Consider the following 25,734-nt stretch of genomic DNA (forward strand, 5'->3'; position numbering starts at 1 on the left):
TTTTCCCCTCCTATCGTACTTGCATTACAGTCATTTGGAGAGGGCCTATTCTAAGGCCGCAGCTCCACCAACGATTTCTGTAATTTCTTGCGTAATAGCCGCTTGACGTGCACGGTTATAAACAAGTGTTAACGAACCAATAAGTTCGTTTGCATTATCGGTTGCGCTCTTCATTGCTGTCATACGTGAAGCATGTTCACTAGCTTTACCGTCGAGCAACGCACCATATATTAAGCTCTCTGCGTATTGTGGTAACAATACTTCAAGAATTGCTTCACCAGATGGTTCGAATTCATATGATGCAGTTGTGCTTGATGTTGCGATGTCTGTAATTGGCAGTACCTTTTTCTCAGTTGGTTCATGTTGAATGGCACTGACAAAGTGGCTATAGTACATATAAAGTTCATCATACGTACCGTCAGTGAACATACCAACAGCCTTACGAGCAATTTGTTTAATATCGGCAAATGAAGGTTGGTCAGGTAGGCCAATTTCTTCATCTACTACGTTATATCCACGTTTCGCAAAGAATTCACTTGCCATACGGCCGATAGCGATAACAACTAATTCATCTTTTGAGTTGTGTCGTTCTTCCATAGCGTTTTTAGCAGCACGAATTATGTTACTGTTATAACCACCTGCAAGACCACGGTCAGAAGTAATGACTAAATAAGCCGTTTTCTTAACTGGACGAGATACTAACATTGGGTGTGACCCATCTGTAGTACCTGCTGCAATTGCAGCTACAACATCTTGAATTTTCTCCATGTATGGTACGTAAGCTTTAGCATTTGCTTCAGCACGTGTCATTTTAGAAGAAGAAACCATCTGCATCGCTTTCGTGATTTGACTAGTGCTTTTAGTCGATGTGATACGTTTTTTTATGTCGCGTAATGATGCCACTGGTATTTCACCACCTTACCGTTTTTTTTATATTGACGTAAAACTATCAGATCTTATTCTGATTTAGCAAAAGTTTTTTTGAAAGTATTTAAAGTTTCTGCCATATCTTCATCAGCTGGTAGACCTTTAGTAGTACGGATATGATTTAAAACGTTTTTGTGGCTTTCATCATTTGCATCTAACCAAGCGTATAGTTCAGCTTCGAAGCGAACGATGTCTTGTACAGGAATATCATCTAAGAATCCTTTTGTTAATGCATATAGGATTGTAACTTGTTTTTCAACTTTAATCGGTTTATTAAGATCTTGTTTTAGAACTTCAACAGTACGTTTACCGCGTTCTAATTTACCTAAAGTAGCTTTATCAAGATCAGAACCGAATTGAGCAAATGCTTCAAGCTCACGGAATGCAGCTAAGTCAAGACGTAGTGTACCCGCAACTTTTTTCATTGCTTTAATTTGAGCAGAACCACCTACACGTGATACAGAAAGACCTGCGTTGATCGCTGGACGTACACCTGAGTGGAATAGATCTGATTGTAAGAAAATTTGTCCATCCGTAATAGAAATTACGTTTGTTGGAATATAAGCTGAGATATCCCCTGCTTGTGTTTCAACGAATGGAAGTGCTGTGATTGAACCACAGTCATATTTTTCGTTCAACTTAGCAGCACGTTCTAATAAGCGGCTGTGTAAGTAGAATACATCCCCTGGGTAAGCTTCACGACCTGGCGGACGGCGAAGAAGTAATGAAAGTTCACGATAAGCAGATGCTTGTTTAGATAAATCATCATAAACGATTAACACATGTTTACCTTGTAACATGAACTCTTCTGCCATTGAGATACCAGCATAAGGAGCTAAGTATAATAATGGTGATGGTTGTGATGCAGATGCAGTTACAACGATTGAGTAATCTAGAGCACCGTGTTTACGAAGTGTTTCAACTACGCCACGTACAGTAGATTCTTTTTGACCAATTGCAACATAGATACAAATCATATCTTGGTCTGCTTGGTTTAAAATTGTATCGATTGCAACAGCTGTTTTACCAGTTTGACGGTCACCGATGATTAACTCACGTTGACCACGACCAATTGGAACTAATGCGTCAATCGCTTTAATACCTGTTTGTAATGGTTCATGTACTGATTTACGATCCATTACACCGAAAGCTGGGCTTTCGATTGGACGAGATTTAGTAGCGTTGATTGGTCCTAAACCATCAACAGGAAGTCCTAGTGAATTGACAACACGACCGATCAATTCATCACCAACAGGTACTTCCATAATACGGCCAGTACGACGCACTTCATCGCCTTCATTGATGCCTTTAGTTGGTCCAAGGATAACGATACCTACGTTGTTCGCTTCCAAGTTTTGTGCCATACCAAGTACACCAGTAGAGAATTCAAGCAATTCTCCAGCCATGACGTTGTCGAGGCCATGAGCACGAGCGATACCGTCACCAACTGTGATAACTGTACCTACTTCGCTAACTTCCATTGCAGATTGGTAATTCTCCATCTGCTGCTTAATAAGTCCACTGATTTCTTCAGCTTTGATGCCCATGTTTCTCACCTCTCAAATTCTTTATAATTAACCGATTAACGTACGTTTTAAGCCAGCTAGTTTATGTGAAAGACTGCTGTCAAAAATTTGGTTACCGATTTGAAGTCGAACTCCACCAATTAAAGTTGGATCGATTTCGTTTGTAATATTAAGTGCATTTTTACCCACTTTTGCAGCAAATGCTGTGGAAATGCGCCCAGTTTCTTCTGCTGTAAGCGGATGAGTAGTATATACGATTGCATCTGCAACGCCTTGCGTATCATTTGCTTGACGAATAAACTCCTCAATCATACTTACTACTTCGTGAATACGTTTTTTGTCGATTAAGACTTTAATTGCATTCACAATAATTGGTTGAATAGAAGCAAATACTTTAGAAACAAGTTCTTTCTTTTCTTTGTCTTCTAATTTTGGAGAATCCAAAAGTTGAAAAATTTCTGGATTTTTTTCAAAAACAAGTTTCACTTCACGTAAATCTTCATTTACTTGTGCTAGTAATTGTTTTTCTTGTGCCAATTGGAACAATGCTTTGGCATAGCGACTCGCTGCAGTCGATTGACTCATAGAGTTTCCCCTGCCTTCGCAATCGTTTCTTCAATTAGAGCACGATTATCTTCTTCAGAGACTTGTTTTTCAAGAACTTTTGATGCAGCAAGTACAGATAGTGAAACCACTTCTCCACGAATAGCAGCAATAGCTTTTTCTTTTTCAGTCTCGATATCACGCACAGCAGATTCTTTCAAACGCAATGCTTCAGCGCGAGCAGCAGAAGTAATTTCTTCTTTTTGCAAGTCGCCTTGTTTCTTCGCGTTTTCAACAATCGTTTGTGCTTCTAAACGCGCTTCTTTAAGAAGGCTACGTTGATCTTCTAATAGTTGTTGTGATTCTTGGCGGCTCTTTTCAGCTGACTCGATTTCACTAGCAACTAATTCTTCACGTTGTTGCATGATTCCCATTAAAGGACCCCACGCTACTTTTTTCAAAGCGATCATTAGGATAACGAAGACCGCTAACGTTACAAGGATATCTCCGCCATTAATAAATTGGTCAGAACTTCCTAGTACTAGATAGTCTAAAAACACGATTGTTTCACTCCCTTCAAGAGCTTAGAGTTCAAATCTTATATGATTGAATCTTAGTAAGATGTATTGTCTAAAGGAATCTTATACCACAAGGGCATAAAGGAATGGCGAAGTTGTCCTTTATAACAAAGATTCTCCGCCATTTTTTTTTCATAAAACAATTAAAGACGATTATTTGTTCATTACGATGAAAGCTACTACTACCGCGATAATCGGAAGGGCCTCAACTAATGCAACCCCGATGAACATTGTTGTTTGAAGAACGCCACGTGCTTCTGGTTGACGCGCGATACCTTCTACTGTTTTTGAAACGATCATACCGTTACCAATACCTGCACCAAGTGCTCCTAAACCGATTGCTATTGCTGCTGCTAATAAACCCATTGAATGTTTCCTCCTTGGAAATGTAATTTTTGTTTTAGTGTGCCAGCTGCCTAACTTATTAAATTAGACATTTTATACTTAATGGTCTTCGCTCACTTTGTGAGACATATAAACCATTGTTAACATAACGAAAATAAACGCTTGGATTGACCCGATGAAAATCGAGAACCCCTGCCAAACCATTGTTGGTATTACTGCTGCGAAGAAACCTAATCCTCCCCACATCGTACCTAAACCTGCAAGTAATCCTAAAAGAATTTCACCTGCGTAGATATTACCGTAAAGACGTAGACCAAGAGTTAATGTATTTGCGAACTCTTCAATAATTTTCAGCGGGAATAAGAAAAACATTGGTTTTGCGAAACTTCCAAGATAACCTTTAATTCCTTTCGCTTTAACACCGTAATAGTTAGATAATACGATAATCATAACCGCAAGTGTCATTGTTACGACTGGATCTGCTGTTGGCGATTTCCACCATAGCTCTCCATAAATTACGACTGAGAATGGAAGACCAAGAATGTTCGACACGAATATGAACATAAGTAGTGTGATTCCAAGTATATGGAACTTACCACCTGTTTTCCAGTCCATGTTGCTACTGATGATACCTTTTACGAAGTCCATAACCCACTCCATAAAGTTTTGCATACCTGTAGGTTTCAATTTTAGGTTGCGTGTCGAAATATAAGCAATTAAGAAAACAATTACGGCCGCAACAACTAACATTAAAACATTACCTGGGTTATAACTTAATCCCCACAGTTCCTCATGTGGATTTTTATGTTGCACTTTGCATTCACCTCTCTTTCAAATGCGCTTATTGGTATTTTACATGAAATACGATCCTGTCTACTAAAAGCAGAACGTACGGAATCATTAGCCCTATGACCGTGCTAATTAAATGAAAATACTTTGGCAACATAGTAGCAAACGCCACTGCAGCAATACCTGATGCAAAGCGAGAAGCCGAACCTAGTGATGCCACTTTCTTTCCTTCGCTAATAGAGCGATCAAATCGTTCCATTCTTCGGACTAGAATCCAAAAGTTATAATGACCAAAAAGCGCACCTAATGCGAGACCAGCGAACACTGTTTGATATGGTGTAAAGGCCCAGCCTAACGCACAAAATGCGAGCAAAAAAAATAGCATTCTTTTCTGCTTAGCAAAAATCTGATGCAATTCTAGCATTGGTCTTTGATCTCCTGAATCTTATTTTCGAATGGCGGAAGTAATAGCTGACCACCGGTTGGATACCGGATAAGTAGTTATCAAAACTACTAGCGGGGGGCGGAAGCCGTAATCTACTCTCAAAATGAGATGAATCGGAATCCATATTAATGTGAGAGATAAGATAATAATGGAGAACCACCGCATATAAGGACATCTAATATAATGCACAATACCGCATAAATTTACAAGATATGCTTAAGTTGTAAATCTAGTAGAAACTTGATAACTCAAGAAGTGACGGAATGTTATATCAATCATGAAACCCTTATCATTCTTACCCTTAGTTAGCATACAATAGTGAATATTTCATGTCAATTGGTTAGAGTGAAAAACTTCACAAAGGTGTAAACCTTGTCAAATTGTCGACAAATTTGCAACAATATTGTGTCTTGTCAAATTTCTATCTTTTCCGGACTTTAAAATAGGAACTACCTTACAAAAATGTCAATAACATGTCATAAGGTAGTTTTCTATTAATATTATATTGATGTTATTTTTGTAAAAAGGTGATCAAAGCTTCTACAATTCTTTCTGAGGCATGTCCATCACCATATGGATTAGAAGCATGCGCCATTGCATTATACGTATTTTCTTCTATTAATAACTCTTTTGCTAAGCGATAAATAGTTTCTTCATCCGTTCCTGCCAGTTTCAGTGTACCTGCTTTGATTCCTTCTGGACGTTCAGTCGTATCACGGAGAACTAGCACTGGTTTCCCTAAAGAAGGCGCTTCTTCCTGAACACCGCCTGAGTCCGTTAAAATCATGTATGAATTAGCTGCAAAGTTATGGAAATCAAAAACTTCAAGCGGTTCAATCAAATGAACTTTCGGCTCATCTCCAAGTATTTCGTTGGCAATTTCGCGTACTGCAGGGTTCATATGAACAGGATAAACAACTTGTATATCATCATGCTCAACTAATAGTCTTTTTATAGCCCTAAACATATGACGCATTGGGTCACCGAGATTTTCTCTGCGATGTGCAGTTAATAAAATCATACGATCTTGGCCGACCTGTTCGAGTACTGGATGACTGTAAGATGAGCTAACGGTTGTTGTTAATGCATCAATTGCTGTATTACCTGTTACAACAATCGTGCTTTCCGCTTTATTTTCTTTCAATAAATTTTGCTTAGACTGTTCGGTCGGTGAAAAATGAATATCTGCCATAACGCCAGTGAGCTGACGATTCATCTCTTCAGGATATGGCGAGTATTTGTTACTCGTTCGAAGTCCTGCTTCTACATGACCTATTGCAATTTGGTTATAAAAGGCTGCGAGGCTTGCGATAAATGTTGTTGTCGTATCTCCATGAACTAGAACGATGTCAGGCTTAGCCTCTTTCATAACTTGGTCTAAACCTTCTAGACCTCTAGTTGTGACATCAACAAGTGTTTGGCGATCCTTCATGATGTTCAAATCATAATCTGGTGTAATCTTGAATGTGTCTAGCACTTGATCAAGCATTTGTCGATGTTGCGCTGTTACTGTCACGATTGTTTCGATTTGATCTGAATGCTTTTGCAGTTCTAAAACGAGGGGGGCCATTTTAATCGCTTCCGGTCTTGTCCCAAAAATAGCCATCACTTTCCATTTGTTACGCAATGACCTTGCACCACCTTTTAATTATTTTGTGCCGAACAAACGATCTCCTGCATCACCTAAACCAGGAACAATATAACCATGATCATCCAATTTTTCATCTAATGCTGCGATGTAAATATCGATTTCTGGATGCTCATCATGAATCGCTTTTACACCTTCTGGAGCTGCGATTAAGCACATGAATTTAATACTTTTAGCGCCACGTTTTTTCAATGAGTTAATCGCTTCAATTGCAGAACCGCCAGTTGCTAACATTGGGTCAACGATGATGAAATCACGTTCTTCTACATCAGCAGGGAGCTTTGCATAATATTCGATTGGTTTTAAAGTTTCTGGATCACGGTATAAACCGATATGGCCTACTTTTGCAGCAGGAATTAGTTTTAATACTCCTTCTACCATACCAATACCAGCACGTAGAATTGGAACAATAGCCATTTTCTTACCTGATAATACTTGTGTTTTAGCTGTTGTTACTGGTGTTTTAATTTCAATTTCTTCTGTTGGTAATTCGCGCGTAATTTCAAATGCCATAAGTGTTGCTACTTCGTCTACAAGCTCACGAAATTCTTTCGTTCCTGTATTTTTGTCGCGAATGTATGTTAGCTTATGTTGAATTAATGGATGGTCGAATACGTATACTTTACCCAATTTATTCCACTCCCTACTTTTATTTATCTTGACTATTATAACAGAAAAACGCAGTTTGACTATTAGTCACCTGCGTTTTTTAAATTTGTCACATTTTGTCGAGTAGTTCTTCGACAATTTCTAGTTGCATTATTTTTTTCATCAAAAATTCCAACAACCCTACCTATTTTTTACTGGTGATAGTTGATGCCTGTTCCGCTCCACGAACACTTTCTACAATCGGCATTTTTTATCAAACGGACATACCCAACTTTTACAATAATCAAAAACTAGTATTGAAAATTTGCTTGATAAAGATAGAAGCGTTGAATCATTATGTTCGAATAAATACCACAACCGATATCTTCTTCACTTTTTCCTTCTATTATATTACATAGTTGATTAAGTATTGTTACTGGCCCTTCTTTATTCTCTATTCCTCCCACTACTAGTTTTGAAATTCCAATAAAAGAATTGTCTTGAATGCTCTATGTTAAATGATCAATAACACAAGCAATATATTGTACTGAATTGTCGCTATTTGTTAATGGATAAAAATTAAATTTCCCTTTAAATACAGAGCCGTCTTTTTAAATAATCTCGTATTTGATATATTCTTTTGCTACTTCTCTTACAATCTACTAAAAAAACTACTTTTGTATGAACAAAAGTAGTTTTAGTATTAAACAAATTATCTTGCTTAACTAGATTATACGTATAAAGGATGTTTAGACGTTAATGCTGCAACTCGTTTTTGTGCTGCTGTTTTAACGGCTTCATCTTCTGGGTTTTTCAGAACGTCTGCTATGATTGAAGCAACTTCTTTCATATCATCTTCTTGGAACCCGCGTGAAGTAACTGCAGCTGTACCTACACGAACACCTGAAGTTACGAATGGACTTTCTGTTTCATAAGGAATTGTGTTTTTGTTCGCTGTAATTTGTACTTCATCAAGTAATGCTTCTGCAACTTTACCAGTTAATCCTAGAGAACGAACATCTAATAATAGTAGATGATTGTCTGTACCGCCTGATACAAGTTTGATGCCTTCAGCTTGAAGTGCTTCACCAAATACTTTTGCGTTTTTCACAACTTGCCCAATATATTCTTTGAATTCTGGTTCTTGTGCTTCACCGAATGCTACCGCTTTACCAGCGATTACGTGCATTAATGGACCACCTTGGATACCCGGGAAGATCGATTTGTCGATTTTCTTACCGAATTCTTCCTTACAAAGAATAAGTCCACCACGAGGTCCGCGTAAAGTTTTGTGTGTTGTAGACGTTACGAAGTCAGCGTATGGTACTGGGTTTGGATGTTCACCAACAGCAACAAGACCTGCGATATGAGCCATGTCTACCATGAAGTATGCGCCTACTTCATCAGCGATTTCACGAAACTTCGCGAAGTCGATTTGACGAGGGTATGCAGATGCACCTGCAACAATCAATTTCGGTTTGTGCTCAAGTGCTTTTTGACGAACATCTTCATAGTCGATTACATTTGTATCTTCTGTCACGCCGTATTCTACGAAGTTGTATTGTACGCCAGAGAAGTTTACAGGGCTACCATGAGTTAAGTGACCACCGTGAGATAGGTTCATACCTAGTACAGTATCGCCTTGCTCAAGAATTGTGAAGTATACAGCCATGTTAGCTTGTGCACCTGAGTGTGGTTGTACGTTAGCATATTCTGCGCCAAAAATTTCTTTTAGTCGGTCACGTGCGATATTCTCAACAACATCAACATGCTCACATCCACCATAATAGCGTTTGCCTGGATAGCCTTCAGCGTATTTGTTTGTTAATACTGAGCCTTGTGCTTCCATTACTGCTTCTGAAACGATATTTTCTGATGCAATCAATTCGATATTAGCTTGTTGACGTGCTTTTTCTGCTTCCATTGCCTCAAATACTACTTTGTCTCGTGCTGCAAGTTTTTCCATTTAACTTATTCCCCCTATAATCTAGTTCATATTATAAACTGCTCTTTCGCCACCAATTAATTTGGGACGTGTTATCGCAACTGTCACAACTGCCTCACCTATATGGGATACGGAAGTGCGAACAGGAACTGCCACTCTTTTAAGATGCATACCAATTAACGTTTGACCGATATCTATACCAACATGAGCCTGTACTTCTTCTACAATAACCGGGTCCATAAGTTGTCCATAAGCATAAGTAGACATGGAGCCTCCTGCTATTTGAACAGGTATAACTGAAACGGGTTCAAGTCGGTAGTCATCCGCTACTTGACGTTCTAATGTTAAGGCACGGTTGAGATGCTCACAGCCTTGAAACACGAGAGATAATTCGTGTCTTACTGCAAATGCATGTAACGGTTTAAAAAGCGCTTCTGCTATTTCTAAGCCGCCAGCTGTACCGATTTTTTGTCCTTTGACTTCTGAGGTTGAACAACCGACCACAAAGAGTTGCCCCTTACGGAATGTTACTTGTTGCTCTAGCTCAGTTAGAAGCTGTTGGAGTTGCTCTGTCGTTTGTTGTAAGTTCATTTTGTTAGGACCTCTTAGTCGTTTTCGATCTCAGCAATTTTTTCAACACGACGTACGTGACGACCGCCTTCAAAGTCTGTAGATAACCAAGTTTGCACGATTTCACGCGCAAGACCTGGGCCAATTACACGTTCTCCCATTGCTAACATATTGGAATTGTTATGGCATCTCGTCGCTTTTGCACTGAATACATCATGTACTAATGCGCAACGAATACCCTTCACTTTGTTAGCTGCGATAGACATACCAATGCCTGTTCCACAAATTAAAATACCTCGATCATATTTACCACTTGCAACGCCTTCTGCAACAGGTAGTGCATAGTCAGGATAGTCAACTGAATCAGAAGATTGTGGACCAAAATCGTCATAGTTTATGCCCAGCTCTTCTAGCAGTGCCATAATCTCTTTACGTAAATTGTTACCACCATGGTCCGATGAAATCGCAATTTTCAATGAGTTCCCTCTTTTCGATAATTTTATTCAACAATAGTTTACCACTTCTAGCAAAAGAAAGACATATTTTTCACCTTATTTAAATAAAAGTATTACATAAAATACGAATGTTTTTCATCATTACAGTAAGTTTCACAGCATTTTATAGACAATTACCGAATATATATTAACCTTTTAGCCTTTTAAATTCGGATATAGACATAACTCGGCATTCAAATTCATTGGATTATAAAAAAAACTATCACAACAGCATCGTTAAAGACTGTCGTGATAGTTACTATGTACCGTCCAATATTGTTAAGAGCGATCAAATTGCAAAATCATTTTATATAGTTCTTCTGACTGCTGCTTTAAATGCTTGGATAATTGGTCAATTTCTTCAATCGACTTCGCTTGTTCCTCAGTTGCACTACGAACTTCTTGTGCGCCTGCTGATGTTTCTTGCGCTATAGCTGCAACTTCTTGAGACTGATGTGCAGTCGTTTCGATATTACGTAATTGTTTTTCAACGAATTGTGAAATATCTACAACCGAATCGGCCATTTCATGAACAATCGTCGCCATTCCTTCTACAGCACTTGTCGTTTCTGATACATGCTCGGCTTCTTTCACCGCAAAAGATACTTGAGATGTCATTTGTTCTACAACATTATGTACATCTGATTGCATCGTTTGAATCAGTCCAGTAATACCTTGCACAGCTGCTGCACTTTGATCAGCTAGCTGACGTACTTCTTCAGCAACTACGGCAAAACCTTTTCCATGCTCCCCTGCACGCGCCGCTTCAATGGAGGCATTTAATGCCAGCAGATTTGTCTGTGCGGCAATATCACCAACCAATTGGATGATATTCTCAACTTGTTTGGCGTTACTTTCAAGCTGATGAATATTGCTAAGTGCGTCCTTATTGCCTGCTACAATCTGTTTTATACCTGCTACAAGTGCTTCAATTTTCTTCGTTGTAAATGTTAATTCTTTCATCATTTGCTCCGAATGTTGTGATGATAATTCCGCACGACCGTTGACTTCCTTAGCAAGTATGCGCACATCTTCAAGTGCCTCTGCTGTTTGTTGAATCGAAACCGCAGAGCTTGCTGCACCTTCGGAAATATGTGCGATTGTTAAAGATATCGCCTCTGCCTGATTGGCTGCAATTTCAGTTTCCTTTGATAAATCAAGAACTGTTTTATTTGTTGATTGGAAATTTTGATCAATACTATCTACCATTTTACGAAGATTTTCTAACATAGCTTGGAATGCCACTGCCAATGCGCGAATTTCATCATTCGCTCTAGGCAATTCAACATCTTCCCCTATAAAACCATCCGCTGCACGATTTGTAGCTTTCTCCAACTTTTGTAGTGGCTTAATAATAAATGAGCTAAACACTGCAGCTAAAATGCCAGACCATGCAATTCCTAAAGCATAAGTAACAATTTCAAATACTGATCGTTTAATATTAGGGAAAAATTGTGGTTGAATATATTCGATAAAAACAAAACTAACTGTGTAAGTGATGACTGCTAAAATAGTTACAAATAATACGAGTTGCTTTTTCAATCCGAAAGAATAGTTCACACTTCGTTTATTCATGATTAGTCCTCCGATAATTTTGTTTCGAGTGCATCAATTAATTTATTTAACTCCTGGAATGTTTGGCGATAGATATTCACATCTCCTCCGAAAGGATCCGAAACATCATACGAACCATATGGCGCTATGTACTCTTTCAGCGTAAATATTTTCTCAGAGATTGACGGAAATGCTTGCAAAATCATTTCTTTATGAGCGGATGTCATCGTCAATATGAGATTTGCCCACTGTAAATCTTGCGCTTCAATTTGCTGTGAAACATGTTCGAATACTATAGCTTGCTCTGTTAATACCATCTTGGCATTCTCAGAAATCCCACCGCCTGGCATCGCGTAAATCCCTGCTGAACGAACTACTACACCGTCTAATTTCCTCGCTTTTAAAATAGCTGCTGCCATTGGACTTCTACATGTGTTTCCAGTACAGATAAAATAAATATTCATTTCGCACCCTCATTCCTCATTATATATCATTGTAGTATTATTGTTCCATATAATTATTGAAATATTGATAATATACCTATTAAAAGTAATGCAACCCCTGCAATAACTTGAAACATTATACCTAAATCTACTGGTGTCTTTCTCTTTATTGATAGGGCAATATACGAAAAAAGAAATGTTGTGATTCCCGTACTCATAATAAATAAACCTTCTTGTAATTGAAGCATACCAAAAGATACGCTTACTGAAAAGGTATCAAGACTAGCTGTAACCGCCAAAAGCATGGGAGATAGCTTGGGCACTTCTTTGACTTTTGCTGATAGTAAAAGCTGGAGACCAATCAGAGCGAGTAGTACACCCGAGAGCATTTTTGCGATAGTCAATAAATATTGGGCAGCCCATTCACCTACCTGAAATCCAATAAGAGGAAAAAGTACATGGAGACCGGCTGTCCAACAAGAAAGGGCGAACCGAAAACGAACTTTCGGTAAAATGAGATATAAGGCTAGGACATCCAATGCTGTAATAATGCCCGCTATTATTTCCTGCATGCTACACCCCCTCGTCTTTGGATATCTCTTTACGATATGCAAGGGGTGATAGGCTTTATGCTAGTTAGATTAGATGGTTGCGGTATATTTAGAATGTAACAATGTCCGAGGCAAAATTATGCTCATAACGATATTTTTCTCTATTATTAATATACAAAAAGCTGCTCCCTATTTTATATAGAAAGAACAGCTTTAAACACCATTACTTTTAGGATATTCTATCGCTAACTTTTTAAGAATGTTAGCACGAAGCTTTACTAACTCTGGATACTCATAAAAAAACTTCACGCGCTCGCCATAGTCTTCATCACTTAAACTCAGTATGAAGTACATCCAGCTTTCAGCAATATCTTCTTCTGCATTAGTAGCTGCATAGTCTGTTACAAATTCATCTGAATGCACATTATAAAAGGATAAAAGATTTTCGTAATCATCTTCTCCTACTTTTTTCTCCTCCCACTCCTGCTCTAAATTTATCCAGAAACGCTTATAAAATTGATTTATATAGGAGTTTTTAAGACTACAAAGGTTAGCTACTTGATATGTAAAACAAAATGAGGTTTTTAGAGAGAATTGGTTAGTTTGATCATCTCTTAAAGTAAGTAGATGCCCAAATTCATGGATTAATGTTGAATAATAGTCTTTAGAATTCTTTCTTTCTTGATAGTCAATATACAACGTCCAAGTTTTATTTAAATCATCTATTGATTCCACTGCCGCCATTTCTTGTCCAACACCATCTGTCGTTATTTCAAGCACTTCTACGCTGTTTGTATATTCTTGGTCAAATAAATTTTTAAAATCTTGCCAAATCTCTTGGTGCATAGATGTATCCCCAACAAAATCCTTATGCTTAACCGTTTTATTATTTGCAAACTTTTGATGTTCTAATTGTGAGTGTTTCACATCATAAACAACAAGTGATTTATACTTCTCATAATTATCATCTGACCATTCATAATCAATAAAACTCCCATATTGACTCTCTAACTTCCTAATTATTTTATCTCCTATTTCCGTTTCAATTGTAATTTGTTGTTGTTTTTTCTGCTCAATTGTAAAAGTTGCTACCACGATGAGTGAGACAATGATCATGATAAATAATATTGTTTGCTTCACGTTACATACTCCCCATAAAAACAAGACTTTGATATAATCAAAGTCTTTGTCTATTTGAAAATCCTATATATAGTTACTTACTAATCTATATGTAAAGTTTGGTCTTATCATTACATATCATCTGTATACCATTTACCTCCAGCTGATTTCTCAAGGCGGTTCATAATTGCTGCTCCAACACCATCTGTTGATGTCGTTGTAGCGAGGACAATATCTGCTGCCGTAGCATCGCATGAGCGTAGTGCATGGTAGAGATTTGCAGCTATCTCTTCATTGGTATCCTGTTCACCGAATGTAAAAAACCACTCCGCTGGAAGATGGCTAAAATTCTCAGGTGCTAGCAATGCCACTTTATGCCCTTTTTCATGTAGAGTAGTAAGCGCTTTTGCAACTGCAGCTTCCTCTTTATCTATTAAAAAGACTGGTGCATTTGGCGCGTAATGTGTATATTTCATGCCAGGTGCTTTTGGAGCTTCCCCGTTATTTTGTTCTGTATGTGAAGGCTGAAAAACGAGACCAATGACAGCTTCAAGCATTTCTTTTGTGACGCCACCTGGACGCAGGATAACAGGCGTATCCAAAGTTAAGTCGAGTACAGTTGACTCAACACCGATACCTGTAGAACCTCCATCTAAAATTAGTGGGATACTGCCATATAAATCTTCTTCTACATGGATGCCCTCTGTCGGACTCGGCTTACCGCTACGATTGGCGCTCGGGGCAGCTACTGGTTTCCCTAATTGTTGTAGTAATTGTAATGCAACTGGATGATCAGGCATGCGAATACCCACTGTTTTTAAGTTAGCTGTAACGCTAGTTGCAAGGACATCCGATTTCACTCGGAAAATAATCGTTAAAGGCCCTGGCCAAAATGCATCCATACAAAGCTTTGCTTTATGAGAAATATGTTCAACATAATTTTCTAGTTCATCGCAAGTACCTATATGGACAATCAATGGATTGTCCGACGGGCGACCTTTTGCTGCAAAAATTTTCTTCACTGCTCTTTCATCCGTAGCGACTGCACCTAAACCATAGACAGTTTCGGTCGGAAAAGCGACTACTTCTCCATTATTTAGTAAATCCACAGCCTGTGAATAACTTTTTCCATTATCCACATGAATATCCACAATTAGACGTTTTGTTTCCATCTCTGTTTCTCCCTTCTATTAAGAGTTTTCAGAAAGTTATACACAATATGTTGATAACTTTGTGTATATTGTGGACAATTTACCAATTATTGTGCAAAACTCTATTATGAGAAAATTCCTTTTAACCATTCCACTATGAAAAATTTCTGTGTTTCTTCTTTTGGCTCTTGTGATTCTTTTGGTTCTTTTGGTTCTTTCGGTTCTTTCGGTTCTTTCGGTTCTTTCGGTTCTTTCGGTTCTTTCGGTTCTTTCGGTTCTTTTGGTTCTTTTGATTCTTTTGGCTCTTTTAATTCTTTTGGCTCTTGTGATTCTTTTGGTTCTTTTGGTTTTTCCTCGCGGTAACACACTTTTGGGAACAACGCGCACCACCAATTATCACCCTTGCCACTACCAATTGTCACAACAAGTGCTTCGTAATAATTTTGTGGATATAAAAATCCTTCATAGCGTTTAGCTGGGAATAACTCTTTCTTTCTAGCAATTTGTACCGATTGTTGACTGAATTTTGTGGATAACTTATTTTGAATTTCTTGCTCCACAATTGCTAGATTCTGGTCCATTCCCACTCCATTCGTTTGGAGCGCTAGTTGTGTAATAATAGGCTCTATTTCCTTTAGAATTTCTTTTTTTACACGTTGATCTTGCGTTGAGTTGCTATTTGCAACAATGCGAAATCTCATCTGATCTGTATTTGCTAGTGATGTATTTTCCTCTGTAAACCATTGTGGTAGTAAGAATAATAGTGTTTGTATAAAGAGCAATGCCACAATAAATTGTAACACTGAAATTGTTTTTGTTTTGTGATTTAGCATTTTAATATTCTTGTAATCTTGTATCATATGAATCCCTCCCTGTCACAAGGATGGACAGGATTAGGATGTTTTATTCACAAATCTCACAAAAAATCATTCTATCTTTTTTGTTAATGTCTTTTACTATTTTCACCTTCGCCTGTGGAAAACTCTTTTTGAAAAATTCAGCTACTGCCTCACCTTGTGTGTAACCAATTTCAACACCGATGAAGCTTGTTTTTTTCATAAGTGGTGGCAACTTTTCAGCAAGCTTTCTATATAGAGCTAAGCCACTTTCTTCCGCAAATAATGCACTATGCGGCTCATGCTCTAAAACGACATCGGACATTTCCTTCGCCTCATCAAATGCAATATAAGGCGGATTGGATAGTACAACATCCCATTTCTCTTCCACGATTGGTGCTGTTAAATCGCCTTCTCTAAAGTCAATTTCGGCATCTAATTGCTTCGCATTATACTTAGCTGTTGTAAGTGCCACCGGGGAAATATCAGTCGCAATAACTGTCGCTTGCGGTGCTTCTTTTTTCATTGTAATGGCGATAGCGCCACTACCCGTTCCGATATCAGCTAACCGGATCCTCTCTCTTGCCGGAAATAGTGACTCGATACGTTTTAATGCTTCAACGATTAGCTCTTCTGTTTCTGGACGCGGGATTAGAACCGATTTATCTACTTTAAATGTCCGGCCATAAAATTCTTCTTCCCCCGTAATATACTGAACGGGACGTCCCTTAATATGCTCTTCAATCATTTCGAAGTAGTTTTCCCACTGCACTTCTGTCATTTCATCCTGCATAGCCAGCAGTAGCCCTGTATAGGATGTATTTAATAGATGTTGTAATAGTAAACGTGCAGCGTGTTCTTCTCGACCATTATCCTGTAAAAAAGAAGAAGCCCGGTTGAGGGCCTCAAATACTTGTCTCGTCATATTAATCATTTAGGCTTTCAAGTTTTTTTGCTTGTTCTTCTAAAAATAATGCATCGAAAATTTCATCTATCTTACCTTCAATAATTTGGTCGAGTTTTTGAATTGTTAAACCGATACGGTGATCTGTTACGCGGTTTTGAGGGAAGTTGTACGTACGGATACGTTCTGAACGATCACCTGTACCAACTGCAGATTTACGTTCCGCATTATATTCATTTTGTGCTTCCTGTTGTAATTTATCATATACGCGAGCACGTAATACTTTCATAGCTTTATCACGGTTTTTTAATTGAGAACGTTCATCTTGCATTGCAACAACAACGCCTGTCGGGATATGCGTCATTCGAACAGCAGATGCTGTTTTGTTGACGTGCTGTCCACCTGCACCACTTGCGTGATAAATATCTACTCGGATATCTTTATCAGCTATGTCTAACTCTACTTCTTCAGCTTCAGGCATTACAACTACAGTGGATGTTGAAGTATGCACGCGGCCTTGTGATTCTGTTTCAGGTACACGTTGTACACGATGTGCGCCACTTTCGAATTTGAATTTTGAGTATGCGCCTTGACCGTTAATCATGAAGACAATTTCTTTATAGCCACCAAGTTCTGTTGGGTTGGCGTTCATGACTTCAATTTTCCAGCCTTGTGTTTCAGCATAACGACTATACATACGGAATAATGTATTGGCGAATAGAGCAGCTTCATCACCACCAGCAGCACCACGGATTTCCATAATAACGTTTTTATTGTCATTCGGGTCTTTCGGAATTAATAAAAGACGTAGGTGGTCTTCTAGCTTTGTAATTTGTTCTTCTAATTCATTTACTTCTTCTTTTACTAACTCACGCATTTCAGGATCTAGTTTATCCTCAAACATTTCTTTTGCTTCTTGATACTGTTGTTTCACTTCTTTATATTCTCGATAAACATCTACTGTTTCACTGATATCAGACTGTTCTTTTGAAAACTTCGCTAATTTTTTTGAGTCGTTGACAATTTCAGGGTCGCTAAGTAATTCATTTAATCGGTCGTAACGGTCCTCAACGGCTTGTAGGCGATCAAACATTTCGTTCACCTTGACCTTTCTTCATTTTAGTTTTTATTGCACTACTATATATGTTTGTACTGTTGCTTGAAAAGTGCTCCTTCAATAGTATAAAGAAAAAGAGCAGCTATCGCTACTCTTTTGAGAATTGAACGTTATTTTTTCTTCATATATTCATCAATACCGTCCGCTATACTATTCGTCATGCTTAGTAGATATTTTTTATCTGCAAGCTTCTTGTCTTCTTCTTTATTTGTCATATAACCCAACTCCACTAAAGTGGTAGGTACCTTTGACCAATTCGTTCCCGATAAATCATCGCGATAAATGATGCCTTTTATATCTTTGACCTTTTTATTTTTTTCTACTTTTTTGAGAATTGTTTTTGATATTAATAGACTTTTGTTATAGACGTCTTTTGTTATGTATGGATTTTTGGATGATGCTGTTAAGACTGAGAAACCTTTTTCTTTTCGATTGATCGAGCCATCAGCATGTATTCGTATAAATAAGGTTGCTTGCTGTTTATTGGCGATATTAGCACGTTCTCGGTTACTAATATTCACAGTTTGCTTAGTACGTGTGTAAATAACTTTATAGCCGCGCTTTTCTAATGTTTTACCAAGCATTTTAGACACCTCTAAAGTTAGATCCGATTCTTTTTTGTTTGTATAAGGGCTGTGAGTACCGTCCGTCACTTTAAACTTTGTTTTTTTAGAACCAGGTCCGATTGGTTCAGCTCCAATATTCGCAAATTGCTGATGACCGGGATCAATGACAATAATTTTCTTGTTTGTTTTCTTTACTGTTGTTTTCGCCATTACTTGTCCTGCTTGGAAAATATTAAATAGCACGATAAATGACAGTAGTAAAAATATTATTTTCTTCACATTATCTCCTTTCGAAAATAGATTTAGCCACTACTAACATTAGCATAAGCAGACCAATAATATCCTTTTACGTAAAATATAAATTATAATTGTAATATTCAACCTATATAAACAACAAAAAAGAGTAGCCAATTAGCTACTCCATTCTTACTGATGAATTGATGTTCCTGTTGGTACTTCATGATGGTGTCTGCAGCGAGGTTCATACGCTTCAGATGCACCTACTAAAATCACTGGGTCATCGAATCCCGCAGGTTGTCCATTAATCAAACGTTGCGTACGACTCGATGGTGAACCACATACACTACATACCGCTTGTAATTTCGTTACTTGCTCTGCAATAGCCATCAACTTCGGCATTGGTCCGAATGGAACCCCTTTGAAATCTTGATCGAGTCCCGCTAAAATAACACGGAATCCATGGTTAGCTAACTGCTGAACTATTTCAACAATAGCATCATCGAAAAATTGTGCCTCATCGATTGCAATCACATCAAAATCATCTGATATATGACTCCACATATCTTGTGCTGATTTGATTGGGCTTGCAATCACAGTTGTGCCATTATGGCTCACAACCGCTTCTTCACTATAGCGATTATCAATTTCCGGTTTGAAAACCGCAATTTTCTGCTTTGCAAATTGAGATCTGCGAACTCGGCGAATCAGTTCTTCAGATTTCCCTGAGAACATACTTCCACATATTACTTCAATCCAACCGTTTTGAGTCATTACATACATGAAATAGACTCCTTTCAAAACTTATATTCCACCATCATAACGAAAAAAGAGAGAGATTACCTCTCTTTTTTTATATAAAATTTATGTTATGTCATCTTTTTTATATAGTTTTTTACTTTAAGCGAACGTGCTTTATACTACACGAAAAATCTTTTTGACGCAAGAAAAATACCTGCCTAGCAATTACTTGCCGGGCAGGTATTTTATGACTACGGGTTAAATTATTTAATACCGTATTTTTTGTTGAAACGATCAACACGTCCGTCAGCAGACGCGAATTTTTGACGGCCAGTATAGAATGGGTGACATTCGTTACAGAATTCGATAACGATGTTTTCTTTTACTGAACCAGTTTTGAAAGTGTTACCACAAGAACAACTTACTGCTGCTTCTTTGTAGTCTGGATGAATACCTTGTTTCATGTGTATGATCTCCTCTCGCCCTGAACCATCTGGAACAGAGTTTTTTTTCGAACTGTTGCCTTACACGACCCAGATTAGTTTGCCGCATATGCAACACGTTTCATGCAATACTGTAAGCAGTATATCAAAAATTATAGAGTGTTGCAAGCAAATAAATCTACCGAATTAAATTACTTGCAGAAGACCACATTACTTTTACAGTAAACCTTTACCGTTCCGAGCAGTCTTCATGTCAGAATTCAACTGTTCAAAAAACTCTTCATTTGTTTTTGTTTGGCGTAATTTTTTCAAGAAACGCTCTGCAAAATCGGATGAGTCTGAGAATGTTTTACGAATAGCCCATAGCTTATCAAGTTGTTCTTTTGGAATTAATAGTTCTTCTTTACGTGTGCCTGAGCGGCGAATATCGATTGCTGGGAATATACGGCGTTCTGCTAGACTACGGTCTAAATGAAGCTCTAAGTTACCCGTTCCTTTGAACTCCTCGTAAATTACTTCGTCCATACGTGAGCCTGTGTCAATTAAAGCAGTTGCTAAAATCGTTAAGCTACCACCCTCTTCAATATTACGAGCTGCACCGAAGAAACGTTTTGGACGGTGGAACGCCGCAGGATCAATACCACCTGATAATGTACGACCACTTGGTGGAATGACTAAGTTATAAGCACGTGCAAGTCGCGTAATAGAGTCCATCAAAATGATGACATCACGCTTATGCTCTACTAATCGCATAGCTCGTTCTAACACAAGCTCCGCTACTTTTACGTGGTTTTCTGGTAGCTCATCGAATGTTGAACTAACAACATCCGCTGCTACTGAACGTTCAATATCCGTTACTTCTTCTGGACGTTCATCTATTAATAGTACAATTAGTTCAGATTCAGGATATTTTTCTGTAATCGCGTTCGCAACTTCTTTTAATAGTAATGTTTTACCCGCTTTTGGTGGAGCTACAATAAGACCACGTTGACCAAAACCAACTGGTGCTACTAAATCCATAATACGTGTAGATAATTTATTCGGTTCTAATTCAAGTTTAATATGACGATCAGGATATAGTGGTGTCAGCGCAGGGAAATGCACGCGCTCTTTCGCTGTTTCAGGGTCTTCCCCATTCACTGCCTCCACATGTAATAGCCCGTAGTAACGTTCATTTTCCTTTGGAGGACGCACTTTTCCTGTAACTTTATCACCATTACGTAAGCTAAAGCGACGAATTTGTGATGCTGAAATATATATATCCTCAGAGCTTGGAGAATAGTTGATTGGTCTTAGGAAACCAAAACCCTCTTGTTGAATAATTTCAAGGACACCTTCCATGAAAAAGTAACCTTCTTGCTCTGCTCTTGATTTTAAAATCGCAAAAATTAATTCTTTTTTCGTCAGCTTACTATAGTATGAAATTTTATAATCTCTCGCAAGCGCATATAAATCTTTCAGTTTCATATCTTCAAGCTGAGAAATTGTCATTGTTGTCATAGACATAGCACCACTCTTATATAGTTTTTTTGTAAAGATGAATTTGGTCAACATAGATGTGTGAGAGTTGCGAGTAATGAAATGAAATGAACTTTAAGAAGAAGCCCGACAAATGCCGGGCAATAAATATTGAAGTTTAATATTCCATAAATAGATTAGGTTTTTTAGTTAAGCTATGGCGACCTTCAATAAATCGAACTGTTCCAGATTTAGCGCGCATAACAACTGATTCAGTTGTACAGTGTCCGCCTTTAAATTGAACACCTTTTAATAGCTCTCCATCTGTCACACCTGTTGCGGCGAAGATTGCATCGTCACCTTTAACAAGATCATCCATATATAGCACTTTATTAACTTCGATACCCATCTTTTTGCAACGTTCGATTTCTTCGTCATTCGATGGAATTAACTTACCTTGGAATTCTCCTCCAAGACATTTTAAAGCTACTGCTGCAATAACACCTTCAGGAGCTCCACCTCTACCGAATAAAATATCTACACCTGTTTCATCAAATGCTGTATTGATAGCTGCTGCAACATCTCCATCAGAGATAAATTTAATGCGAGCACCTGCTGCACGAATTTGATCTACGATTGGTTGGTGGCGTTCACGTTGTAGAAGTGTTGCCACTACGTCTTCGATATTTTTGTTTTTCGCTTTAGCAACTGCACGTAAGTTATCGATTACTGGTGCATCAATATCAATTTTCCCTGCTGCTTCTGGACCTACTGCGATTTTCTCCATGTACATGTCAGGTGCATGTAGTAAGTTTCCGCGATCAGCGATTGCTAGTACAGTTAGTGCGTTACCACTACCTGCTGCTACGATGTTCGTTCCTTCAAGTGGATCTACGGCGATATCAACATGTGGGCCGTTTTCATCATGGCCTAATTGTTCACCAATATATAGCATTGGCGCTTCGTCCATTTCACCTTCACCGATTACGACTGTTCCTTGCATAGGAATGGAATCGAATACTTGACGCATTGCTGTTGTTGCCGCGTCATCTGCTTCCATTTTCAATCCTCGGCCCATCCATCTTGCTGAGGCAATTGCTGCTGCTTCTGTCACACGTACTACTTCCATTGATAAACTGCGTTTCATCTTTTACTGTTCCCCCCGCTTTCCAATCCACTTAATGGTTGGAATCCTGTAAAACTAAATCTATTGTAGCACACAGATTATTCTGTGCGAATATTTTTCAGTTTGATCTTTTAGATGTTACATTTTCTTGTTCTGAAGGTAGCGTTTCTCGGCGAATGTCTGCACCTAGCGCGCGTAGCTTCGGAACCAATGAACTGTAGCCTCTTTCAATGTGGTAAATGTCATGAATTTCTGTTTCGCCCTTAGCTAATAAGCCTGCGATGACTAATGCTGCACCTGCGCGTAAATCTGTAGCAGTCACTGTAGCAGCTTCTAGCGTAGTCGAACCATTAATGATAGCTGAACGGCCTTCTACTTTACCGTTCGCACCCATACGAGATATTTCATCAATATGTTTAAAACGGGCAGAATAGATTGTATCTGTCACGACTGATGAACCTTGTGATTGTGTTAATAACACGGTAAATGGTTGTTGCAGATCCGTTGGGAACCCTGGATATACAAGTGTTTTCACATCAACTGATTGAAGATTTTCTACTTTAGGAATGAAGAGGCGCTCTTCTTCCTCGATTACTTTGACACCCATTTCACGAAGTTTTGCTGTAACAGCTTCTACATGTAAAGGAATCACGTTATCAATTGTAATACCATCGCCAATAGCCGCGGCCATAATCATGAATGTCCCAGCTTCAATACGGTCTGGAATAATTGTATGATTTGTACCGTGTAGCTCTTCAACGCCGTCAATACGAATAACATTTGTACCTGCACCTTTGATCTTAGCACCCATATTCGCTAATAATGTTGCGACATCGATGATCTCCGGCTCTTTTGCAGCATTTTCAATGACTGTACGTCCCTTTGCCTTAACAGCTGCTAGCATAATGTTAATTGTGGCACCAACACTGCTAACATCCAAATAAATTTTTGCACCGACTAGTTCATCTGCACGCAAATAGATTGCACCATGTTCATTTGTTACTTTAGCGCCTAGTGCTTCAAAACCTTTAATATGTTGATCGATAGGGCGAGGTCCTAAATGACAACCACCCGGTAAACCAATAACAGCCTTTTTAAATCGTCCAAGCATTGCTCCCATCATATAGTATGATGCGCGGAGTTTTTTGACATTGCCGTTTGGTAAAGGCATATCAACCATTGCACGTGGATCAATGACCATATGTCCATCAGAAAATTGTACTTCTCCACCAATTTCTTCAAGCAAGGCTTTTAACGTTGTAACGTCTAAAATTTCTGGTAAGCCTTCGATTGTGACAGGTGAATTAGCCAATATGGATGCAGGAATTAAGGCTACAGCGCTATTTTTAGCACCGTTTACTTTGATTGTTCCTTGCAAACGCTTGTCGCCTTTAATTTTATAAACGTCCATTTGAATCTCCTTCATCTTCGGATATTTCTATTATTATTTACCGTTTTTCTTATTCCAATCCGCTAAGAATCCTTCAATTCCTTTGTCCGTTAATGGATGTTTGAATAATTGAGTCAAAACATTGTAAGGTGTTGTCGAAATATGCGCACCCGCAAGAGCCGCTTCTGTAATATGTTGTGGATGACGGATAGAAGCTGCAATGATTTGTGTATCGATTTCATGAATCGCGAAGATTTCAGCAATTTGACGCACTAATTCGATCCCATCTTGACCTAGGTCATCTAGACGTCCTAAGAATGGAGATACGTAAGTTGCACCAGCACGAGCTGCTAGAAGAGCTTGGTTAGCACTGAAAATTAATGTTACGTTTGTTTTAATACCTTGTTTTGAAAGTGTAGAACACGCTGTTAGACCAGCAGGTGTCATAGGTAATTTCACGGTAATGTTCGGTGCGATAGCAGCAAGTTCAAGACCTTCTTTGACCATACCTTCTGCATCTAGTGCAATCACTTCACCACTAATAGAGCCGTCGACTAATTCTGCAATTTCGCGTAAACGGTCGTGAAATGAAATATTTTGTTCTTTTGCTACTAGAGATGGGTTTGTTGTTACACCTGAGATAATACCCCAAGAATGTGCTTCTTTGATTTCTTCAAAGTTCGCTGTATCGATAAAAAATTTCACTTATATTTCCTCCTGAATGATGGAAAATAGGAGAAGGACGATTATTTTAACCGAACACTTCTCCTGTTATCATCTGTATAATTGTTTTATGCTTTTTGAGCACTACCAAATTCGCGTATTTTGCCGATTACTGTTGCTTTAATCGCTTCGCGAGCTGGAATTAAATATTTACGTGGATCATATACTTTTGTGTCATTTGCTAATACTTCACGTACCGCTTTAGTTGCTGCGATTTGATTTTCAGTATTAACGTTAATTTTAGCTGTTCCTAAAGAGATTGAACGTTGAATATCTTTTGTAGGGATACCAGTACCACCATGTAATACTAATGGTAAATCAGCAAAGTTTGAGATTTCTTCCATCTCTTTGAATCCTAAGTTTGGCTCACCTTGATAAGGGCCGTGAACAGAACCTAATGCAGGCGCTAAGCAATCAATGTTTGTAGCTTCTACAAGTTTTTTACATTCTTGCGGGTCTGCATACATAATGCCACCAATTACACCATCTTCATCGCCACCAACAGTACCAAGTTCAGCTTCTACAGAAACACCCTTAGCATGTGCATATTCAACTACTTTAGAAGTAATTTCAATATTCTCTTCAAATGAATGATGTGAAGCGTCAATCATAACTGATGTAAAACCAGCATCAATCGCTTCTTTACATTTTTCGAAGCTTGAACCATGGTCTAAGTGAATTGCTACTGGAACTGTAATTTTATAGCTTTCGATTAGGCCTTTTACCATGTATACAACGGCAATGAAGCCTCCCATATATTTTCCGGCACCTTCAGAAACACCTAAAATGACTGGTGAGTTTTCTTCTTGTGCAGCAAGTAAAATAGCTTGAGTGAATTCTAGGTTATTGATGTTGAATTGGCCAACTGCATAACCTTCTTCTTTACCTTTAATCAGCATTTCTTTCATGGAAACCAAAGCCATTACAAAATCCTCCTTTAGGATATAGCGTGGTATTAATGTTAGTTAATATCACTA

At 38.3% G+C, this 25,734-nt stretch carries 28 protein-coding genes; all 28 read right to left on the reverse strand.

Translation table 11 applies throughout. The annotated features are described in order from the left end of the window. Positions 1–45 precede the first annotated feature (45 nt). The 28 genes from atpG to JFL43_RS12495 all read right to left on the reverse strand — a co-directional run bounded on the left by atpG (position 46) and on the right by JFL43_RS12495 (position 25,680). A complete protein-coding gene (atpG, locus tag JFL43_RS12360; RefSeq protein WP_100794827.1) occupies positions 46–903 on the reverse strand; it encodes an ATP synthase F1 subunit gamma in 858 nt (285 codons plus the stop codon). 53 nt (positions 904–956) lie between these two features. Then, positions 957–2,474 (reverse strand): F0F1 ATP synthase subunit alpha, encoded by a 1,518-nt coding sequence (atpA, locus tag JFL43_RS12365; RefSeq protein ID WP_100794828.1) that lies wholly within the window; start codon positions 2,472–2,474, stop codon positions 957–959. A gap of 27 nt (positions 2,475–2,501) precedes the next feature. Next, positions 2,502–3,038 carry a F0F1 ATP synthase subunit delta gene (locus JFL43_RS12370; protein WP_100794829.1) on the reverse strand — a complete coding sequence of 179 codons (537 nt, stop codon included), beginning with the start codon at positions 3,036–3,038 and terminating at the stop codon, positions 2,502–2,504. Further along, positions 3,035–3,556, reverse strand: coding sequence for a F0F1 ATP synthase subunit B (gene atpF / locus JFL43_RS12375; protein ID WP_200749278.1), 522 nt, complete (start codon positions 3,554–3,556; stop codon positions 3,035–3,037). Before atpF ends, JFL43_RS12370 begins: the two co-directional genes overlap by 4 nt. A gap of 171 nt (positions 3,557–3,727) precedes the next feature. Further along, the gene (gene atpE, locus JFL43_RS12380; protein WP_200749279.1) at positions 3,728–3,940 is read right to left on the reverse strand and encodes a F0F1 ATP synthase subunit C; all 213 of its coding nucleotides are present in this window, start codon (positions 3,938–3,940) and stop codon (positions 3,728–3,730) included. Positions 3,941–4,018: 78 nt separating this feature from the next. Next, positions 4,019–4,732, reverse strand: coding sequence for a F0F1 ATP synthase subunit A (atpB, locus tag JFL43_RS12385; protein WP_200749280.1), 714 nt, complete (start codon positions 4,730–4,732; stop codon positions 4,019–4,021). A 28-nt stretch (positions 4,733–4,760) separates the two neighbouring features. After that, positions 4,761–5,132 carry an ATP synthase subunit I gene (locus JFL43_RS12390; RefSeq protein ID WP_100794833.1) on the reverse strand — a complete coding sequence of 124 codons (372 nt, stop codon included), beginning with the start codon at positions 5,130–5,132 and terminating at the stop codon, positions 4,761–4,763. Between the two features lie 532 nt (positions 5,133–5,664). Further along, positions 5,665–6,780 carry a non-hydrolyzing UDP-N-acetylglucosamine 2-epimerase gene (gene wecB / locus JFL43_RS12395; RefSeq protein ID WP_325166677.1) on the reverse strand — a complete coding sequence of 372 codons (1,116 nt, stop codon included), beginning with the start codon at positions 6,778–6,780 and terminating at the stop codon, positions 5,665–5,667. Positions 6,781–6,801: 21 nt separating this feature from the next. Beyond that, the gene (upp, locus tag JFL43_RS12400) at positions 6,802–7,431 is read right to left on the reverse strand and encodes a uracil phosphoribosyltransferase (RefSeq protein ID WP_200749281.1); all 630 of its coding nucleotides are present in this window, start codon (positions 7,429–7,431) and stop codon (positions 6,802–6,804) included. Between the two features lie 688 nt (positions 7,432–8,119). After that, on the reverse strand, positions 8,120–9,355 hold the full coding sequence (gene glyA / locus JFL43_RS12405; RefSeq protein WP_100794837.1) for a serine hydroxymethyltransferase: 1,236 nt from the start codon (positions 9,353–9,355) through the stop codon (positions 8,120–8,122). 21 nt (positions 9,356–9,376) lie between these two features. After that, a complete protein-coding gene (locus tag JFL43_RS12410) occupies positions 9,377–9,925 on the reverse strand; it encodes a TIGR01440 family protein (protein ID WP_200749282.1) in 549 nt (182 codons plus the stop codon). A gap of 14 nt (positions 9,926–9,939) precedes the next feature. Then, on the reverse strand, positions 9,940–10,380 hold the full coding sequence (rpiB, locus tag JFL43_RS12415; RefSeq protein WP_100794839.1) for a ribose 5-phosphate isomerase B: 441 nt from the start codon (positions 10,378–10,380) through the stop codon (positions 9,940–9,942). 297 nt (positions 10,381–10,677) lie between these two features. Beyond that, positions 10,678–11,973 (reverse strand): methyl-accepting chemotaxis protein, encoded by a 1,296-nt coding sequence (locus JFL43_RS12420; RefSeq protein ID WP_100794840.1) that lies wholly within the window; start codon positions 11,971–11,973, stop codon positions 10,678–10,680. Between the two features lie 2 nt (positions 11,974–11,975). Continuing rightward, positions 11,976–12,416 carry a low molecular weight protein arginine phosphatase gene (locus tag JFL43_RS12425; RefSeq protein ID WP_200749283.1) on the reverse strand — a complete coding sequence of 147 codons (441 nt, stop codon included), beginning with the start codon at positions 12,414–12,416 and terminating at the stop codon, positions 11,976–11,978. Between the two features lie 53 nt (positions 12,417–12,469). Then, positions 12,470–12,967, reverse strand: coding sequence for a manganese efflux pump (locus JFL43_RS12430; RefSeq protein ID WP_200749284.1), 498 nt, complete (start codon positions 12,965–12,967; stop codon positions 12,470–12,472). Positions 12,968–13,159: 192 nt separating this feature from the next. Next, a complete protein-coding gene (locus JFL43_RS12435) occupies positions 13,160–14,086 on the reverse strand; it encodes a hypothetical protein (RefSeq protein ID WP_200749285.1) in 927 nt (308 codons plus the stop codon). A 110-nt stretch (positions 14,087–14,196) separates the two neighbouring features. Then, complete coding sequence (locus JFL43_RS12440) at positions 14,197–15,237, reverse strand: L-threonylcarbamoyladenylate synthase (protein WP_200749286.1); 1,041 nt, start codon at positions 15,235–15,237, stop codon at positions 14,197–14,199. Between the two features lie 104 nt (positions 15,238–15,341). After that, positions 15,342–16,076 (reverse strand): stage II sporulation protein R, encoded by a 735-nt coding sequence (locus tag JFL43_RS12445; protein ID WP_200749287.1) that lies wholly within the window; start codon positions 16,074–16,076, stop codon positions 15,342–15,344. Between the two features lie 43 nt (positions 16,077–16,119). After that, entirely contained in the window at positions 16,120–16,986 is an 867-nt protein-coding gene (gene prmC, locus JFL43_RS12450; RefSeq protein WP_325166678.1) for a peptide chain release factor N(5)-glutamine methyltransferase, read from the reverse strand. Further along, a complete protein-coding gene (gene prfA / locus JFL43_RS12455; protein ID WP_100794846.1) occupies positions 16,979–18,049 on the reverse strand; it encodes a peptide chain release factor 1 in 1,071 nt (356 codons plus the stop codon). Before prfA ends, prmC begins: the two co-directional genes overlap by 8 nt. Positions 18,050–18,183: 134 nt before the next feature. Next, a complete protein-coding gene (locus JFL43_RS12460; RefSeq protein ID WP_200749288.1) occupies positions 18,184–18,918 on the reverse strand; it encodes an N-acetylmuramoyl-L-alanine amidase family protein in 735 nt (244 codons plus the stop codon). A 147-nt stretch (positions 18,919–19,065) separates the two neighbouring features. Continuing rightward, complete coding sequence (locus JFL43_RS12465; protein WP_200749289.1) at positions 19,066–19,659, reverse strand: thymidine kinase; 594 nt, start codon at positions 19,657–19,659, stop codon at positions 19,066–19,068. A 221-nt stretch (positions 19,660–19,880) separates the two neighbouring features. Beyond that, the gene (gene rpmE, locus JFL43_RS12470) at positions 19,881–20,081 is read right to left on the reverse strand and encodes a 50S ribosomal protein L31 (protein WP_100794849.1); all 201 of its coding nucleotides are present in this window, start codon (positions 20,079–20,081) and stop codon (positions 19,881–19,883) included. 195 nt (positions 20,082–20,276) lie between these two features. After that, positions 20,277–21,560, reverse strand: coding sequence for a transcription termination factor Rho (rho, locus tag JFL43_RS12475; protein WP_100798035.1), 1,284 nt, complete (start codon positions 21,558–21,560; stop codon positions 20,277–20,279). A 136-nt stretch (positions 21,561–21,696) separates the two neighbouring features. Further along, positions 21,697–22,665 (reverse strand): class II fructose-bisphosphatase, encoded by a 969-nt coding sequence (gene glpX, locus JFL43_RS12480; protein WP_100794850.1) that lies wholly within the window; start codon positions 22,663–22,665, stop codon positions 21,697–21,699. A gap of 97 nt (positions 22,666–22,762) precedes the next feature. After that, the gene (locus JFL43_RS12485) at positions 22,763–24,055 is read right to left on the reverse strand and encodes a UDP-N-acetylglucosamine 1-carboxyvinyltransferase (RefSeq protein ID WP_100794851.1); all 1,293 of its coding nucleotides are present in this window, start codon (positions 24,053–24,055) and stop codon (positions 22,763–22,765) included. Positions 24,056–24,088: 33 nt separating this feature from the next. Then, entirely contained in the window at positions 24,089–24,739 is a 651-nt protein-coding gene (fsa, locus tag JFL43_RS12490) for a fructose-6-phosphate aldolase (protein ID WP_100794852.1), read from the reverse strand. An 86-nt stretch (positions 24,740–24,825) separates the two neighbouring features. Beyond that, positions 24,826–25,680: a class II fructose-bisphosphate aldolase gene (locus JFL43_RS12495; protein WP_100794853.1), complete on the reverse strand. Its 855-nt coding sequence runs from the start codon at positions 25,678–25,680 to the stop codon at positions 24,826–24,828. Positions 25,681–25,734 lie beyond the last annotated feature (54 nt).

The sequence above is a fragment of the Viridibacillus soli genome (genome assembly GCF_016612995.1).
Lineage (GTDB): Bacteria > Bacillota > Bacilli > Bacillales_A > Planococcaceae > Viridibacillus > Viridibacillus soli.